We start from the raw sequence: 16408 nt of genomic DNA, 5'->3' as shown, positions 1-16408 counted from the left end.
GGGAAGCGATAGTCCGTCGATGAAGGTAGGTGACCGGCGTGTGGGGCCTCGCGTATGGACGCGGTCATCCCCGCCGCAGGCCGAGGGAGTCGACTCGGCGAGCTGACGGCGGAGCGACCGCGGGGACTCGTCGACATCGAGTGCGCGAGAGAATGACCGTCGTCCCGAACGCATCAACCGTCTTGGTCGACAGTTTCAAACAGGGAATTTCGATCCGCCTCGGAGAATCGGTAGCCATCCCGCTCTCGTAGCTCGTCGACGAGCGTCGACAGCTCTTCACTCGTGGCGATCACGTCACGGTGGATCGCCGCCTGTAACAACAGAACGAGATCCCAGACTTCCACGCCGAGTTGTTGGCCACGTGTGCCGACGTGGGCGTCATCGGGCACGAGCGAGCGTCGCGCTGAGACGCGATCGCGAGGCACCGTGCATCGGTCGAGGAGAGAGCGTGATCGACGATGTCGTCCGCCAGCTCGAGTTCGGCTCCCGTCGGGGAAACGATCTCGAGACACATCAGTCCCGGAACTTCATCGATATCTGTTGGATGCGAATCCAGAAAACGAGCTCTCAACTACCGATCCGGAGCTCTCCAAGGATGTTCAGAGAGTTCTTCGAGAACACAGAAGTACTCCAGACGAACCGACGTTACTCCTCGTTCCGTTCCTCGGAGAGACGCTCCCAGATCTCAGTACAGCCAGCACCGTCGGGGACATCGGCGAGGTGCTCGGCATCATCAGCAGACGATCGGTTACTCATGTTCTGAGTAACTCTATTGAACGAAGTGATATAACGATTCCGGTGGGACCAGTACGTACTTATTCGGTCGACGAGGACCCTGTGGCATGCCTGATACCGGCGAGGAGTTCTTCTCGCTGCTCGATCTCACCGAGTACGAGGCGGCGGCACTCGAGGAGTTGCTGCTCTTGGGGCGAACGACCGCGCCCGACCTCGCGGAGGCGACCGGGATCCCCAAGGCACGGATCTACGACGTGCTCGACTCGCTGTCCGAGTCCGGCTACGTGAAGGTGGTTCCCGGCCGGCCGAAACGGTACGAACCGCACGAACCGTCGGCGATCGCCGACCGAGCGGTCGAGAACCGGCGGCACGCCTACGAGCGGTTCCGCGAGGACGTGGAGGCGGTCGAGGAGTCGTTCGTCGACGCGTACGCGCCGGTTCGAGATCGCGGCGTAGACGAGTTGAGCCCCACCGAGGACCTGTTTCACGTGGTCGACGTCGGCGAGCCCAGCGAGCGCGAGACGCGCCGGCTGTTCCGGGAGGCCGAGGAGGCGGTGTACGTCCTGACGAAGAGCTTCGGGTACGTCGAGTCCGTCGAGGTGGCGATGCGCGAGGCACTCGACCGCGGCGTCGACGTCGACGTGTTGATGCTCGCGCCCGAACACCTCTCGGAGACGAACCGAGAGCAACAGGCGGAGATCCGTGCCATGCTTGCTGAAGAGTTCCCGGGCGTGACGGTTCGCGTGAGCGACCGGGTGCTCCCGTGGCGAGGGACATTCGCCGATCCGAGCCTCGCGTACGAGTCGGGTCGCGGACTCTTGCTGGTCGAACAGGAGGAGATCCCGAACCACCACCGCCAGGCCGCGGTCACGGAGAACCCGTCGTTCGTGGCCGGACTCTGGCAGTACTTTGATCTGCTCTGGCGTCACGAGAGCCACCCGGCGGAGTGAACGAAAAAGCCTTTATCGGTAGTGACTCGAGAGGCGAGTAACGATGACCGTCCTGCTCACCGGTGCTGACGGCTACCTCGGATGGCCGACCGCACTTCGACTGGCCGACCGACTCGACGAACGGATCGTCTGCGTGGACGACTTCTCGCGGCGTGACTGGGTTGCCGAGTCGGGAAGCGTGTCGGCGACCCGGATCGAGAGTCCTGAAGAGCGGTTCGCCGCCGTGGAGAACCTGAGCCTCGTCGAAGGGGATCTCGCTGAGCGCGACTTCGTGCTCCAGCTGCTGGACACCCACGAACCCGATACCGTGCTTCACGCGGCCGCACAACCAAGTGCCCCCTACTCGTCGATCAACGGCGAGCGCGCGCTCTACACCCAGCGCAACAACGTCTCGATGACGTTGAACCTGCTTCACGGGCTCCACGAGTGCGGGCTCTCCGAGACGCACTTCATCGAGACGACGACGACTGGGATCTACGGCGCGCCACAGTTCCCGATCCCCGAGGGCGGGCTCGAGGTCGAACGGAAGGGTGGAGAGGACGAGGTGCCGTTCCCGGCGATGGGCGGGAGCTGGTATCATCAGACCAAGTCCTTCGACGCGGCGAACATGCGGCTCGCGGAGTCGCAGTTCGACTTCCCGATGAGCGAGGTCCGGACCGCGATCGTCTACGGGACGGAGACCGAGGAGACGCAGGCGCACGAGAGCCCGACGCGGTTCGACTTCGACTACTACTTCGGCACAGTCGTGAACCGCTTTTGCGCGCAGGCGGTGGCGGGGTACCCGATCACGGTGTACGGCAAAGGCGAGCAGCGCAAGCCGATGGTGAGCTTAGAGGACGCCGTCGAGAGCCTCGTTCGGTTGGTCGAGAAGGGTCACTCCGGCGACGACGCGATCGATGTCTACAACCAGGTGACGCGCCCGGTGGCGATCGTCGAGCTCGCGGAGACGATCGCGGCGGTCGGCGCGGAGTTCGATCTGGACGCTGAGGTGAAACACTACGAGAACCCGCGCAACGAGGACGAGGAACACAAAATGGAGATGGAAAACGAGCAGTTCCTCGATCTCGTGGGCGGACAGCGCCAGGAGTTGGAAGCCGGGATCCGCGACGTGCTCGGGACGCTGGTTGAGGAACGCGACCGGATCGCGGCTCACGAGGACCGGTTCCTTCCCGGCGTCCTGACCGATGAGTGAGTCCGGCGGGCGTCGGGTGCTCGTCACGGGCGGCTGCGGCTACATCGGGAGCGCGCTGGTTCCGCGGTTGCTTTCGGATTCGCGGGTGAGCGAGGTGGTCGTCCTCGACTCGCTGTCGTCCGGATCGCCCGCGAACCTCGCGGGGAGTCTGGGTGCGGGACTCGAGTTCCGGCGCGGCGACGTCCGAGAGTACGGTGCGGTCGAGGCCGCGGTGCGGGATGTCGATGCCGTGATCCACCTCGCGGCGATCACGGGTGCCGCGTCGACACACGACCGGCGCGCGGAGACGATGGCGGTCAACCGCGACGGGACCGAGAACGTGCTCACGGCCGCGGGCAAGTTCGGCGTCGAGAACGTGGTGCTCGCCTCCTCGTGTAACAACTACGGGCGCGCGGCGAGCACCGACATCGACGAGGGGACCGAGCAGAACCCCCTGAACCCCTACGCGGAGTCGAAGGTCGCCGCCGAGGAGTTGCTGGCGACCGCGGTCGAGGAGTACGGGATCGAGGGGACGGCGCTGCGGATGAGCACGAACTACGGCTGGTCGCCCGGCGTGCGGTTCAACCTCGTGGTGAACCACTTCGTCTTCCGCGGGCTGACGGACCGGCCCCTGACGGTCTACGGCGACGGGTCGAACTGGCGGCCGTTCATCCACGTGCGCGACGCTGCACGGGCATACGCGCACGCCGCGCTGGAGCCCGACGGCTGGCCCGCGCAGGTGTACAACGTCGGATCGAACGACGCGAACTATCGGATCCGCGAGATCGCCGAGGTCGTTCGCGAGGAACTGGACCGGGAGCTGGAGGTGACCTATCTGGAGGACGAACAGCCCGGTCCCTCCTATCACGTGAACTTCGACCGGCTGGCGGAGACCGGCTTCGAGACGGAGTGGACGCTCCGGGAGGGGATCCGCGACATCGCGGACGAGCTGTGCGGGGACGATTACTGACTCATGACGACAGAGACCACGGCGGACGGCGAGGAACCGGCGGACGACCACCCCACGATCGCGGTGACGGGCGCGGCGGGGTACATCGGGAGTCGGGTGCTCGTCGAGTTACGGGAGGCGCATCCGGAGTGGGAGCTCGTCGGGATCGACAACATGTACCGCGGGCAGGTGGAGTCGGTCGGCGACGTGGCAATCCAGCACGTCGACGTGCGGAACCGCGGGCGGCTGGAGGAGGCGTTGTCGGGCGCGGACGTGGTGTGTCACCTCGCGGCGATAAGCGGGGTGGACGACTGCGCGTCGAACGCGGACCTCGCCTACGAGGTGAACGTGACAGGGACGAACAACGTGGCGTGGTTCTGTCGCAAGACGGGCGCGGCGCTCGCGTTCCCGTTCAGCATGGCGGTGTTGGGCGATCCGGCGTCATTCCCGATCACGGCCGACCTGCCGCGGGACCCGCTGAACTGGTACGGGCGGACGAAGCTGCTCGGCGAGCGCGCGATCGAGTCGTTCGCCGAGGGGGCGTTTCCGGCGCATCTGTTCTTGAAGTCGAACCTGTACGGCGAACACGAGGTGGGGGGAACCGAGGTGGGCAAGCCCACCGTGATCAACTTCTTCGTGAACCGGGCGCTGGCGGGCGAGACGCTGACCGTGTACGAGCCGGGGACGCAGGCGCGCAACTTCGTCCACGTGCGGGACGTGGCTCGAGCATATGTTCGGAGCGCAGAGCGGTTAGTGGGGCAGTTGACGCGTGGGGAGACTGGAACCGAGACCTACGAGATCGCGAGTGAGGAGGACCTGGGCGTGATGGAAGTCGCGGAGATCGTTCAGGAGGCGGCTCGAGAGGAGCGTGGGATCGAGATTGATGTTGAATTAGTGGAGAATCCGCGCAGTGGGGAGACTATGGTCGAGGAATTCGGCGTCGATATTTCGGGTGCTCGAGACGTGCTCGGGTGGGAGGTACGGGAGTCGGTAGAAGAGGCTGTTCGAGGGAATTTGGGGTCGGATGAGTAGTTCGCCTACGTGAGAGTCAGGACAGATTAGGAGGCCCTTCAAATTATCAATTGTGGGTTACGATACACAGGTCCTCGTGACGGAGGAGACCGGATTCATCGGCGACCGCCTCACTAGACCGTTCTTGAAACCAATCACAACAGTTGGTGATAGGGCTTCTTGTCATACCTCACGGCGTCGGCACAGTAGCTCACAGGCCAGCCAGCAGATCGCACAAGAACCCACAATTCGAGTCGTTTGATGGGGGTTTTACACAAGATATTCGATTAGGGGGTCAATTAGCGGGTTGTAACTTATGTAGAACTTAGATGAGTGGGATATTGTTGAAAATCGCATGACGTAGGACCGTTACCGGGTTCAGATACGACTGATAATAGTAATAATAAGAACCAACTCACGACAGGTGTGAGTACCGTATCGACACCTCCCAGCACGGAGGCGCGTCTCCCCACAACCCCGGTGGACAGATCAGCAAACTGGCCACTGAGAGCTACTACTGAGCGTCACGACTGCTCACTGCTACCGTTCCCATAGTTCGCAACTCACCGGACAGACAAAGTGCTGGGTACACTGAGCGTTGAGTAGCACCTATGTCAGCGACCACGGTCGTCGTCCCAGCGTACAACGAGGCAGGCCGGATTGGCACGACGGTTACAGAACTCCCTGATGAGCACTCGGTGTTAGTGGTTGATGATGGCTCAACGGATGCCACTGTCTCGGAGGCTCGATCCGCAGGCGCAACTGTCGTCGAACAGCCACACAATAAGGGGTACATTGCTGCGTTAAAGCGAGGGTTTCGCGAAGCCAGCACCGACATCATCGTCACCTTCGATGCCGATGGAGAACACCGACCGGCTGACATCAAGAAACTCGTCCAGCCGATCGCCGCCGACAAATTGGATCTCGTGTTGGGCGCGCGCTCGACAATCCCCCGACCGTCAGAACGACTGTTGAACAAGTTGACCCAACTTCGGCATGATGTCCACGATTCGGGCACTGGCCTCAGGGCGCTTCGCCGATCGCTGGCCGTGGAACTTGCACTCGACACCGCATGTACGTGTGGCACCTTCGTGTTGGAAGCCGCAGCACGCGGCGCACGAATCGGTGAGGTCCCAGTTGAAACGCGCTCCGTCCAGAAGCCGCGCGGGATAGCCTGGAAGCATGGGGCCCAGTTCTTTCACGTGCTTCGGTACCTGTTATTCTCACAAAGGGCCTGATCAGGAGTTTGAGCTTTGGGTAAATCCCATCACCGAGGATCAGATTCGAGACTTTCGATGGTCACTGTGTCCCTCTCAACCACCTCATCCACTGGGGACTCGCATACGGTTTCTCCTCGCCAGGCTCTGGTTCGATCGCGGCGTGGACGGAGTGATCCCTTCTGTGAACAGACTCCGTCGTTGGTAGTTGGCTCCCACCCGGTTCCCGATCCGTCGGCTACTGTAGCTCTCCGACGAGGGCGGCAACCGCTTCGTCGACACGGTCGCTCTCCACCCGGCCCTGCCAGAAGTCGATATCTTCGATGTCGATCGATTGGACGCCCCATGGAACGATTCGACTCTCGTCGGGTGTCCCACCACGCAGCCAACTCTCCTCGGGAATTTCGATCAGCCCGTCCATCCAGGATTTCGTCGTCAACGTCAGCGCGATATACTGCTCGCCGTGGAACGGACGGGTTTCGTGATTGGCAAGAATGAGCCACGGTCGGGCATCATCTTCGTCTTTGAACGGGTCATCACCGTAGACTACGTCGCCCCGCTCAAAAATCGGGGTTGCGTTCTCGTCGGTCACTGCTCGCTTTCTACACTCGGATGTGGCTTGTCGGGGGCGTGTTCGCGCCACGACTTCTTGTCTTCGTCACCGAGTTGCTCATTGAACAGAGCGGTCGCCCGTTCGTAGCCGCTATACCCGCCTAGTCGATCGTTGTCGTCAGTTACGGCCCAGTACGTTGCCTTGTGGTCGACCAAATCCCGATCCTTCAGCCGCGAGAGCGCAGTGCTGACAGCGCCTTCGTCAATGCCGATCTGGGAGGCGATTTCCTGCGCTTTGAACGCACGATCGTCGTGGGCAGCGAGAAACCCGAGAACCTGATCCGGGACAGAAAGGTCTTCGAGTTCATCCTCGCTCGTGTTCTCGAAGGTGTCTCGGTCGATGGACATCTTAGACTAAGATACGCCACCCACTGTGAAGAGTGTTAAGACTGAAAGCATTGAAGCCTTCGAAGACAATGATACAACACTGTCAGCGAGTAGAATTGACTTCATCCCACGCGTTAAGATGCGGGTATACAGTTGAACCATATATCACCGAAGTGTTTCGCCTGTGTGTGCCGGTCTGCTCAACAGAGATACACCAACGTCTCCCAGTCGATTTTGGCGGTGGATTGGAGTGGATACTGGTAGTTAGTTAGGCCGGTAGAGAGTTGACCAGACACCGGATTAGCTCAAAACTAATGATCAGAGGTCAGTAGAAGACCCAGTAGTGGTTCATGGACGCTGTTAGGTACAGAGAAAAAGAATTCTGACATATTTTGCGAGCAAGTGAGGGTGGCCTGTTCACAGCAGAAAGTGGATCCACCCACCAAGGCTCCGTCCCGAAGGTGGTTCCGCTGGTCTCTCAACTCCCGTCAGTGGGAGGGTTATTATTACTATTATCAGTCGGACTCGTGGCCCCATCATGGCCGCGACGTCTTGTGATTAGCCCCCTCATTAGCCCCCTGATACCCCTCATTCACGATCTGGCCCACTCATCTGTCCCACTCATTCACAAAATTCGCTCGAGAGCGGCGACGTCTGAGACAACAAACACACCAATCGACTCGTTGAGCGCCGATCGGAGACGACTAAATACATACAACTAATCAGACATATCGGCGGCAACGCCTCTGGGTTGTAGAGGAGACACTATCTATCATGGAGGGGTTACACCACCCGCCACGTGGAGGGTACACTACCCGTCGCATGGATGTTCCACCACTCACCACGTGGAAGTCACACCATCCGCCACGTGGAGGTCACACCATCCGCCGCGTGGAGGAGACGCTACCCGTCGCATGGATGTTCCACCACCCGCCACGCAGAGGCCACGCCATCGCCACGTGGAGACTACACTACCCGCCACGTGGAGGCCACACCATCCGCCACGTAGAAGCCACATCCCCGCTACGTAGAAGTCACACTCCCCGTCGCATGGATGGTCCACCACCTGCCACGTAGAAGGTACACTATCCGTCGCAAAGACGGGCCACCCTCAGCACATGAAATCACACTACCCTTGTGCAGGTTCGAACGGGTATCGCCACGTCCGTTTTTGGAGGTCGTCACTATGGATGCTTGAGAGTGTTCCAGGGAACGCAGACTTCAGACTCACAGAAAAATTACCGTCGATTGGCTCCTCGGTTTGGTGACGAAGCCATGAGATAAACGCAGTTTCGACATCAGCGTAGGTGAGCGAGCGATCGGGATCTGCAACGGTGTACGTCGCAAAAAATTCGGTCGCGGCCACCCGGTCGCGAGTCGTGAGCTGGGGAGTATCCCACTGGGCGTTGGGCTGGTATTCAGAGACGGTGTCGCCGTCGTGTAGCAGAACCGTAGCGAACGCAAGCCCGTCTACAAGCCACGATGGCACAGCTGGCGGGTAGACAAACTCGAACTCTTCGAAACACGCTTCATTCGTTTTGTAGGTGCGCTGGCCGTCATCGGCGAGGTTTGTGACAGTGAAGAGCCCATCACGATGAGAGACCTGCGGGAGCCCGGCCGTGATCGTCTCGAAGGTGTCATCAGGGCTTGCGCGGGCACTGACTGTCCCGCCCTGATGGTATTCCAAGTCGCCTGTGGGCGTGAGTATCCACTCGCTCGTTGCTGGGAGTCGATGGACTGGCGCGTCAAGCGTCTTCGGTAGTCGCATCGATTTGGTGTACAGTCGCGTCTTCCCGTCGTCGGTTCGGATGAACGGGCGTTGGAGACAGTTCCGTGCCCGAGACGCAACGTCAGTTGTGTCTGTGAACACGGTGAGCCGATCAATTGTGGATGACTGATGGATGTCTGTGGCGACCGCAACCAAGTCGCCACGGATGAACGCTGGGTCCGTCAGGATGACACAGTGGTGTGTCTGGTTTGGGTACGCCGCCGTGAACTCTTCGAACGGACTAGCGTAGTCGTCGGTGACGTTCGCGCCCTGTTCGCGGGCCCACTTGAGGGCGGTTTGACCGAACGACGATTCAATCTCGAGTTCCCCAGCAGTCGGAATGGGATCCGATGGCGGCGGCGAGGCTGCCGGTGGCTTTGGCTCTCGCAATGTGTACTGCGGGGTGATTCGTGGTGGTGCGCGACCAAAGTCCTTCCACGGCGAGACATGATACGTGTGGGCTCGCAGTCCACAGAACGCTGGCAAGAGTTCGACATCGAGGCGAACCCATGGAAGCACCCTATGTTGGGCGTACGTCGGTGTGAGTGGGGCCGCAGGTGGGTCATCAGAGAACAACGCGGTATACTCTGTTGGGGTCAGTGAGAGGTCGCGAGCAGACGCAAGTGTTGGGACCTTCACAACCGCGCCGTGTTCGCGTGTCACCATCGGAACGGGTGGCCCAGACAGGCGGGTTTCTGTGTGCTGTTGCCAGCCGTGATCGAAGATGAACGCACGGTTTGTCGTGAGATTGAATGCCTCAAAGGGAGCAGCTATATCGGGCGCATGCTGGTGATAGTGGGCATCACCGACAGCCGTGTGGGTAGCCACCGTAGGTGAGAAATCTGCGACGCGGAGGCTCACTTCAACGGACTCACCCTCGAATTGACTGACGATGAGTTGGATCGCATGTGGGCGCATACTGGTCGCAATCTTGAGGAGTTGTTCGAATGGGGTCGGCGTCGATATCTGCGCGCGCGTGACTGGGTGATCGCGTGTTGTGAGCAGTCGGTGGACGGGCACAGGGGTGACACCGAGCGGTGCTGGATCAACTTCGACCATCGTGATGCCGACCTCAAGTGGGAGTTGGTCGTTGGCAATACTGGCAAGTTTCTCGGTACGCTTTCTGGAGTGTGTGGTCGATCGCGACCGGAGCAGGTACCGCTCACGGTGGTGTCCAGACACCGCGAGCAACGTGACCGCGGTGAACCCCTCGTCGAAAAGCGCCCGATAGATCACCCGCGCGAGGAGTCGTGAGACGGGCGTGTCATGGTAGTCAGTTGGTGACTTGCTGGTGGTGACGAACTCAACAGCAGACCACGGCGAAGCGGGATGGCTCCCCGTTGTAATGTCTTTCATTCCGCCTCGTCGGTGTCAATCTCGACGTCGGCCACCGACGTCTCTGTGAGCGTTTCAGTGAGGTCGGTGAGTCCTTCTTCAACGCCCGGGCGATGCGGCGTGTCGATCTCCGGGGGGATGACCCAGTCGTATCCTGGGTAATGCGGATTGCGGTTGTTGGTGCCGCCTTTCTTTGCGTCTTTGATTTCCTCGGGGAGTGCTTGGACGATGATCGATCCCGGTGGCGTGTCGTGGGCTGAGGCGGCGGTGTAGTAGTGTTGGGCCCACGTTTGGAGTGCTCCCGACGAGATGCGCGCGTCATCGCGTTCACAGATGAGTTGCTCGGTGAACGTGTCGAGACAGCCACGGTGTCGCTTCATTTTGCCGGCGCTGTCAGGCGTATCCCAGTCCGGGGGATCAGAGTAGACGTCAATGCCACCTTCTCCGGTACGGTACGCAACCGTTGCGAAATGAAGGTAGTTCCCACAGATGGGAATGTGTGGGAGTGGAATCTTTGTCCATTCTGCGGTGAACGTCTCTTGTTCGTTGTACGTCTCAATGACCGCCCCGTCTGCATCCTCAACGCGGTGAACGCCGTCGACCACCTGATAGAAGTGGGTGTCCCACGAGAACTCACCGACGTCGCCGCCGGGTGTGCCGCCTGCGATACGCTCATCGTTGACCCGAGCGACAATCCGGTCGCGACCAAACAGCTCCCAGGTGGTTGTAGTACTGCCTTTCATCACCGGAATGCGGTCGTCGGGACACCGCACTGGCTTTGTGCGGTTGTACAGCCGAACACCGCCATCATCTCGGTCTGAGAGGTTGTCGTTGTACGGCTGACTGAGGTGAGTAAAGCCCAGTCGTGCGCTTTTTCGTGAATCATACACGAAGATAACGTGCCGGCCCATGGCGTAGGCGCGGTCAGCGTTGACGAGTGTCGTCGTCGCTTTTGTTTTGTTATTGAGTTCGGCCTCAACAGAGACGTATGAGGCGTCAACAGTCAGCGGGATCGTGCTAATCTCACCGGTCTCTGTGTGGAGTTCGATGTCCGGCAGCGACTTGCTGTTCTGGGTGATTTCGTAAATCTCATCGCCGCCTTCGGTGAAGATGTCAATAATCGACTGGACGTGTCCGTGGTGTTCAATGCTGCCGGTGTTTGCGAGCGTCTCGTCGGGGACGTGGATGAGCTCATCATTGTCGCCATAGTTTGGCGCCGTTGAGCCGTACGTGTTGAGTATCTCTTCTGTGTAGAATTTGGGCGCGTCACGTCCTGGAACGACCCCCCACGGGTTGGTCTTCCAGCGTAATCGGACAAGCCCCGTGAGTTGTGGCAAGAACGGTCCTGAGATCGAGAATCGCGCAAAGCGGTTGAGTTCGTCTTCGAGCAGTGAGTCCCACGTTGCGTTCGCAGACACCATATGCCAGTAATCGGATTTGCCAAGCACGATGTCTTTCACTATGTTCGCTTCACGCCGCGTTTGCGCTGTTGATTGGTACCGTGTGGCTTTCTCGTCAGTGTAGCTTGCGCTAGCTACGGGCTCACCGTTGATTTTCTCGGTGTACTCAGTCTCCCAGTACTGGTCAGTGAGTCCGCGAAAGTTGGACGTGAAGTTGTACTTGCTGAACGTCGTCGCCAGATCAAATGGGTGGCCGCGTTCAACGATCTCAGCGAAGCCCTCTCGACCGGTAAAGACGAACTGAGGTGGATACGTTGCAAGTCGAACGGTGGCAGTGTACTGGTCGTTCTGTGCCGGCGTAAAGAGTGTTTGATAGACGAATGCTACTGAGTGCTTACGTAGTGTGTTAAACGTCGTCGCCAGCACGTCGACACCGCTCGTGCCAACGGGGTTGGCCACGTGGGTGTTCTTGAGATGAAGCCGAGACGCGTTGACTGGGGTGGTACCGAGCGGAGAGAGATCAAGGGTCCCACGTTCGACGGTACATTCCTCAGGAACGTATTTCTGAATCGCTTTGGTAATTTTGTTGACGCTGGGCAGATAGGTCCTGTGGATAAACTCGTCGATTGTGCTCTGGTTGGTACTTCGGGCGTCGTTCCGTTTTGGCTCGATGCTCAAGATGAGTTCTAAGCCAACCGGGCCGGGGAACTGGAGCACTTCGAACTGTTTGATTCCACCGGCGGTTTCCTTCCGGACTTCTTCGATGACTTGGGTGATACACCCGCGGATGTAATCGGGGAGGGTTTCGAATTCGTCTTCAATAATGGGGAGTCGAATCCGAAAGGCCGAGCGTCGTTGGGGCTTGTCTTCAGATGGTTCGAACCGAGCGCGTGTGCTGGGCCCGAACTTCTCGTCTGGCAGGGTGTCTGGGGTAGAGGAGTCGTCTTGGTCGGTTTCAGCGCGGTCGTCGTCAGTTTGAGGGGATTCTGGGGTTGCAGCCATTTAGCGGGGGCACAGGAGGGCGTCGTTGCTCAGGGCGGCGGTTCGAGATGTGGAGTGTGGGGGTTGTCGTGTGTAGCTCACGGTGAGTCTGTGTTGGGTAGTCAGCGAAGTCGGTGCGATTGGTGTGTTCGTGTCGAATGAAGAATGTGAATTAATTGTTGCTCTCAAAATATCGGGGGTGAGAAACGGGGTGGGGTTCGGTGATAAGGGTAGAGATTCTGAGGGATGTATCGGTGACAACTCGAAGTTGAGCCCACAGAGAAAGCGGTCTGGTTCAGTCAGAACAAGCATCGCTAATTTTGGTAGAAACATTAACTGTGTTGTAGTCACAACTCAACTGTATGTCAACAGCGGTCAAGATGGATGAAGACGCGAAATCAAAGCTCGAAGAACTCCAGGCAGAGATCCGGCTCAAAACGGGGAAGAAGGTCACTCAGCAGGAAATTCTCTCCACTCTCATTCAATCGGCAGTCGACTCCCGCGCGGAGTTCGTCGATTCGTTCCGAGACGGAACAACAGCCCTGAACGAAACGGAACTTGAGGAATTCAACCAAGGGACGATCGCCTCCGGTGTGGAAACGACGGAAGACGACATTGACGATATCCTGTACGGATGAGCGTCTTCGTCGACACCGGCGTGTTCTACGCCCATCACGACACCGACGCCAGCCGACACACGGTCGGTACTGACGCGTTGAATACCGTCCTTTCGTCCGCAGAATACGGTCACGTGATGACGAGCGACTACGTCTACGACGAAACGGTCACGCTGACGCAGCGGCGGACAGGAGATGTCGACGCTGGGCTTGAAGTGGGACGGCGCATTCGCGGTGCGGGATACCCCTCGGCCATCGAACTACTTCATTCGTCTCCGACGCTCTTCGATCGTGCCGTGTCCGTCCATCAGACGTACGCCGACCACGAGCTCAGTTTCACCGACGCGATAACCGTCGCAATGGTTGAATACCACGAGATAGACGGGGTGTTGAGTTTCGACGACGACTTCGGCGGGATCGTTCCCCGACTCGTTCCAGACACACTCACGTTTCAGTGAAACCGGATAGTTGTGGTCGCGGGTGCTTAAGCAGCGGAGGAATTTCCGCATAGTGGACACCCCCTGACCTAGATCAGCCGCATCGAGTCGCCCGAATCGTCACCGATGATGTCTTCTAATCTGTGAACCGCGATCGTGTCCGTGTATCCTTGCGCCCGGACGGCGTTCTCGATACCCTTCTTGGCAGGCTTATCGTCTGTGAGGACGATAACACCCGCCGTTGAACGGTCTCTGACGTGCTGGATCGCCAACCCGGCGAGAATCGCATCCGTTTTTTCGACCTCGTGTTCGGGCTGATCGGTTTCGTTCGCAATAGTTCGTTTGGCGATATCACTCGCGGCGACAGCGTCGCCATCCGTCGGTGAGGGAGCATCAATAATCGTTGCCCACCCCTCGTCGAGCGCCGTTCGGACGCGGTCCGTTTCTGGTCCTCCAAGTTCACCGATCACGCGCCTAGGGAGTTTACACACAACGCCAGCATTTCGGATTACACTCCGGAATCGTCGATACTGAGAGTTCGAAGGATCACCTATTGCGTAGAAAATATTCGCGTCGACGAGAACATCCTGGTTACCAGAGAATGGTGTGTCGGAACCCATTTGACCGACTCACCTATCGAGATCCGACGAACGGGTCGGGGCATCAGATACATCATCAAGCTCGGGGAGATCCATTTCATCATCCACATCCGGGAACAGATACTCAAAGAACGGATCGTGGTCTCGGCCAACGGCCAGTGCCGGTTTGAGTGCGTAGATGATCATCATTGCTTCCGTTTCGCGAACGTCGATATCAGCGGCGACCATCCGCTGAGTTGTCTTGCCCGCGAAATGGAGTCCAGCACCCCGCAAAGCTGCGATGAGCTTCCCAATACCGTAGCGGTCGATGAAGTATGCGACGTCCTCGTCGACCTCTTGGAGCGCGAGGGCGTGGAGGACGGTTGGTGTGATGACGATTGGGGCGTACTGCTCGACGATGACGATCGGATCGGCAGTCAGTTGCTGGGGGCGCGTCGAGTCATCACGGTCGACGAGGCCGAGGTCAACCAGCCGATCGACGTACTCGTAGGTCGTCGATTTCGAGATATCGAGTGCCTCCATGATCTCCGGCGGGGCAACCGGCCCCCAGTAACAGACGTAGACGTAGACACGGGCCAGTGCTGGGTTGTTGAGCAGTTGAACGACCGTCTCGAGTCGCGGAGCGTTCTGGGCCAGCGTCTCTGGCTTGAGTGCCTCTTCGTCCATCACGTCTCTCGGTGGCGGGTCCAACGCGTCGATCCCGCCATCTAGACGAACGCGGTTGTGATCAGCGGTCATACTCGTTAGTCCGAAGTCTATATACTTCAGACTATCGCCGCAAACAACTGTCACACCGCCCGTGACCACGTCCATCCGGGACCGGACGCACCGACGCCCGGCGACGATACGACACACCCGACCGACTGGCGTGCCGTCCTCTCGACGGTGCTTTCGGAGATCGAAGCCCGCCAACGTGGCTTCTGGATCGGATAGTCCCGTTGATGCGGTTAGGTGACTGGCGTGTGGCGTCTTGCGTATGGACGCAGTCATCCTCGCCGCAGGCCGAGGGAGTCAACTCGGCGAGCTGACAGCAGAGCGACCGAAGCGGTTCGTCGACGTGGCGGGGCGACCACTGCTCGTACACGTCTTCGAGACGGCGATCGAGGCTGGAGCCGACGAGCTGATCGTGATCGTCGGGTACGAGGCGGGCTGGATCGTCGACCAGTTCGACGACACTTTCGAGGGCGTTCCTATTATGTACGTCCACCAGCGCGAGCGGTTGGGGCCCGGGCACGCCGTGCTTCAGGCGGAACCACACGTCGACGGGACGTTCCTGCTCGTGAACGGCGACAACGTCTTCGGGGGGAGCGTCGCGCCCGCGATTGAGGCTGTCAAGAAGGCGGATGCCGTGCTCGGGGTCGAGGAGGTGTCGCCCGAGGTGGCGACGACGACCGGCGTGATCGAGACGGACGAGCGGGGACGTGTGACTGGGGTCGTTGAGAAGCCGGCTGAGCCGTCGTCGACGCTCGTCACGACCGGGTGTTACGTGTTGCCCGAGGACATCTTCCATGCGTGTGCGCTCCTTCGGCCGTCAGCCGAGGGTGAGTACCAGTTGAGCGAGGCCGTGGGGTTGTTGGTGCGGGCTGGGTACGAGGTCTCGACCGTGCGGCTCGGCGAGCGCGTGAACGTGAACACGCCGGACGACGTGGAGCAGGCGAGCGAGTTGGTGCGTGAGGAGAGCGGGACGGGTTCCTGATACTCCACCATGTCGAGTGCTTTTTTCACTGGGCAGTATTCGACCCCTACACCCCACCGTGTCGAGTGTTCCCGGAGACGACCAACCACAGGTCTCTCATCACACCCCACTGCGTCAACTGTTCGAGACGGGTGGCGCTCGCGTTCGAGCAGGAGGTCTCGACGCGTATCTGCGAGCGTAGTCGCCGCATCGGGGTATGCCGGAAGCTTCCGAGTTTCACGGTGTGTGAGTCCGCCGCGCGCTCGTACCGCGTCTTGATCGTCTTCGAACGGGCCGGCGTCGCGCCTCGTTCTTCGAGGTACGCGAACGTTTCGAGCAGCAGTTGGGCGTGCTGGGTCTGGTCGCAAATCCGGTTGCGTAACCGACCGTGCTGGACGAGGTCCTGGGCCTCGACGATGTTCGAGTCGTCAACGCCGTCGTCGCTGCGCTCCTTCACCACCTCGCCGCCGACTCTGAACATGAAGCAAGCAGCGAGTCGGTGGGCCGAGCGCTCGACATCCCACCGTGTCGAGTGCTTTCCTCGTTGGAGTAGCCAGTCAGATCCCCCACCCCACCGTGTCGAGTGTTCTCGATGAGAATTGAAGGTATGTCTCAGAACGCACC

Annotated in this window: 15 protein-coding genes and 1 pseudogene; 8 read left to right on the top strand and 8 right to left on the bottom strand. The window is 59.8% G+C overall.

Annotated features, from left to right (window positions below):
* Positions 1 to 173: 173 nt before the first annotated feature.
* A complete protein-coding gene (locus DJ70_RS16950) occupies positions 174 to 389 on the bottom strand; it encodes a hypothetical protein (RefSeq protein WP_143421011.1) in 216 nt (71 codons plus the stop codon).
* A gap of 453 nt (positions 390 to 842) precedes the next feature.
* Between DJ70_RS16950 and DJ70_RS11700 the strand changes: the two genes are divergently transcribed.
* The 5 genes from DJ70_RS11700 (at position 843) to DJ70_RS11680 (ending at position 6054) form a co-directional block, all read left to right on the top strand.
* Positions 843 to 1685: a TrmB family transcriptional regulator gene (locus DJ70_RS11700; protein WP_094533214.1), complete on the top strand. Its 843-nt coding sequence runs from the start codon at positions 843 to 845 to the stop codon at positions 1683 to 1685.
* A gap of 43 nt (positions 1686 to 1728) precedes the next feature.
* Complete coding sequence (locus tag DJ70_RS11695; RefSeq protein ID WP_094533212.1) at positions 1729 to 2877, top strand: NAD-dependent epimerase/dehydratase family protein; 1149 nt, start codon at positions 1729 to 1731, stop codon at positions 2875 to 2877.
* Entirely contained in the window at positions 2870 to 3826 is a 957-nt protein-coding gene (locus tag DJ70_RS11690) for an NAD-dependent epimerase/dehydratase family protein (RefSeq protein WP_094533210.1), read from the top strand. Before DJ70_RS11695 ends, DJ70_RS11690 begins: the two co-directional genes overlap by 8 nt.
* 3 nt (positions 3827 to 3829) lie before the next feature.
* Entirely contained in the window at positions 3830 to 4837 is a 1008-nt protein-coding gene (locus tag DJ70_RS11685) for an NAD-dependent epimerase/dehydratase family protein (RefSeq protein WP_094533208.1), read from the top strand.
* 590 nt (positions 4838 to 5427) lie between these two features.
* The gene (locus DJ70_RS11680) at positions 5428 to 6054 is read left to right on the top strand and encodes a glycosyltransferase family 2 protein (protein WP_094533207.1); all 627 of its coding nucleotides are present in this window, start codon (positions 5428 to 5430) and stop codon (positions 6052 to 6054) included.
* Positions 6055 to 6271: 217 nt separating this feature from the next.
* Here DJ70_RS11680 and DJ70_RS11675 read toward each other — a convergent pair whose 3' ends face one another.
* The 4 genes from DJ70_RS11675 to DJ70_RS11665 form a co-directional block, all read right to left on the bottom strand.
* A complete protein-coding gene (locus DJ70_RS11675; protein WP_094533205.1) occupies positions 6272 to 6625 on the bottom strand; it encodes a growth inhibitor in 354 nt (117 codons plus the stop codon).
* Entirely contained in the window at positions 6622 to 6993 is a 372-nt protein-coding gene (locus tag DJ70_RS11670) for a MarR family transcriptional regulator (RefSeq protein ID WP_053772525.1), read from the bottom strand. Before DJ70_RS11670 ends, DJ70_RS11675 begins: the two co-directional genes overlap by 4 nt.
* A 1108-nt stretch (positions 6994 to 8101) precedes the next feature.
* Positions 8102 to 10096: a hypothetical protein gene (locus tag DJ70_RS16945; RefSeq protein WP_143421010.1), complete on the bottom strand. Its 1995-nt coding sequence runs from the start codon at positions 10094 to 10096 to the stop codon at positions 8102 to 8104.
* Positions 10093 to 12477, bottom strand: a complete 2385-nt coding sequence (locus tag DJ70_RS11665; protein WP_143421009.1) for a hypothetical protein — start codon at positions 12475 to 12477, stop codon at positions 10093 to 10095. Before DJ70_RS11665 ends, DJ70_RS16945 begins: the two co-directional genes overlap by 4 nt.
* Before the next feature lie 341 nt (positions 12478 to 12818).
* Here DJ70_RS11665 and DJ70_RS11660 point away from each other — a divergent pair, with 341 nt between their 5' ends.
* Both DJ70_RS11660 and DJ70_RS11655 read left to right on the top strand, forming a co-directional pair.
* Positions 12819 to 13094, top strand: coding sequence for a hypothetical protein (locus DJ70_RS11660; RefSeq protein ID WP_053772527.1), 276 nt, complete (start codon positions 12819 to 12821; stop codon positions 13092 to 13094).
* Positions 13091 to 13531 carry a type II toxin-antitoxin system VapC family toxin gene (locus DJ70_RS11655; RefSeq protein ID WP_094533201.1) on the top strand — a complete coding sequence of 147 codons (441 nt, stop codon included), beginning with the start codon at positions 13091 to 13093 and terminating at the stop codon, positions 13529 to 13531. Before DJ70_RS11660 ends, DJ70_RS11655 begins: the two co-directional genes overlap by 4 nt.
* Before the next feature lie 68 nt (positions 13532 to 13599).
* Here DJ70_RS11655 and DJ70_RS11650 read toward each other — a convergent pair whose 3' ends face one another.
* Complete coding sequence (locus DJ70_RS11650; RefSeq protein ID WP_094533199.1) at positions 13600 to 14130, bottom strand: hypothetical protein; 531 nt, start codon at positions 14128 to 14130, stop codon at positions 13600 to 13602.
* Between the two features lie 9 nt (positions 14131 to 14139).
* A complete protein-coding gene (locus DJ70_RS11645; protein ID WP_094533314.1) occupies positions 14140 to 14847 on the bottom strand; it encodes a DUF7437 domain-containing protein in 708 nt (235 codons plus the stop codon).
* Between the two features lie 238 nt (positions 14848 to 15085).
* On the opposite strand from DJ70_RS11645, the gene DJ70_RS11640 reads away from it, so the two are divergent.
* Positions 15086 to 15805, top strand: a complete 720-nt coding sequence (locus DJ70_RS11640; protein WP_094533197.1) for a sugar phosphate nucleotidyltransferase — start codon at positions 15086 to 15088, stop codon at positions 15803 to 15805.
* 46 nt (positions 15806 to 15851) lie between these two features.
* Here the strand turns inward: DJ70_RS11640 and DJ70_RS17805 are convergent.
* A pseudogene (locus tag DJ70_RS17805) lies at positions 15852 to 16408 on the bottom strand (hypothetical protein); the annotation flags it as partial.

The sequence above is a fragment of the Halorubrum halodurans genome (assembly GCF_002252985.1).
GTDB classification, from domain to species: domain Archaea; phylum Halobacteriota; class Halobacteria; order Halobacteriales; family Haloferacaceae; genus Halorubrum; species Halorubrum halodurans.
Note: the sequence above shows the minus strand (reverse complement) of the source record. Positions and strands in the feature narration are given on the sequence as shown.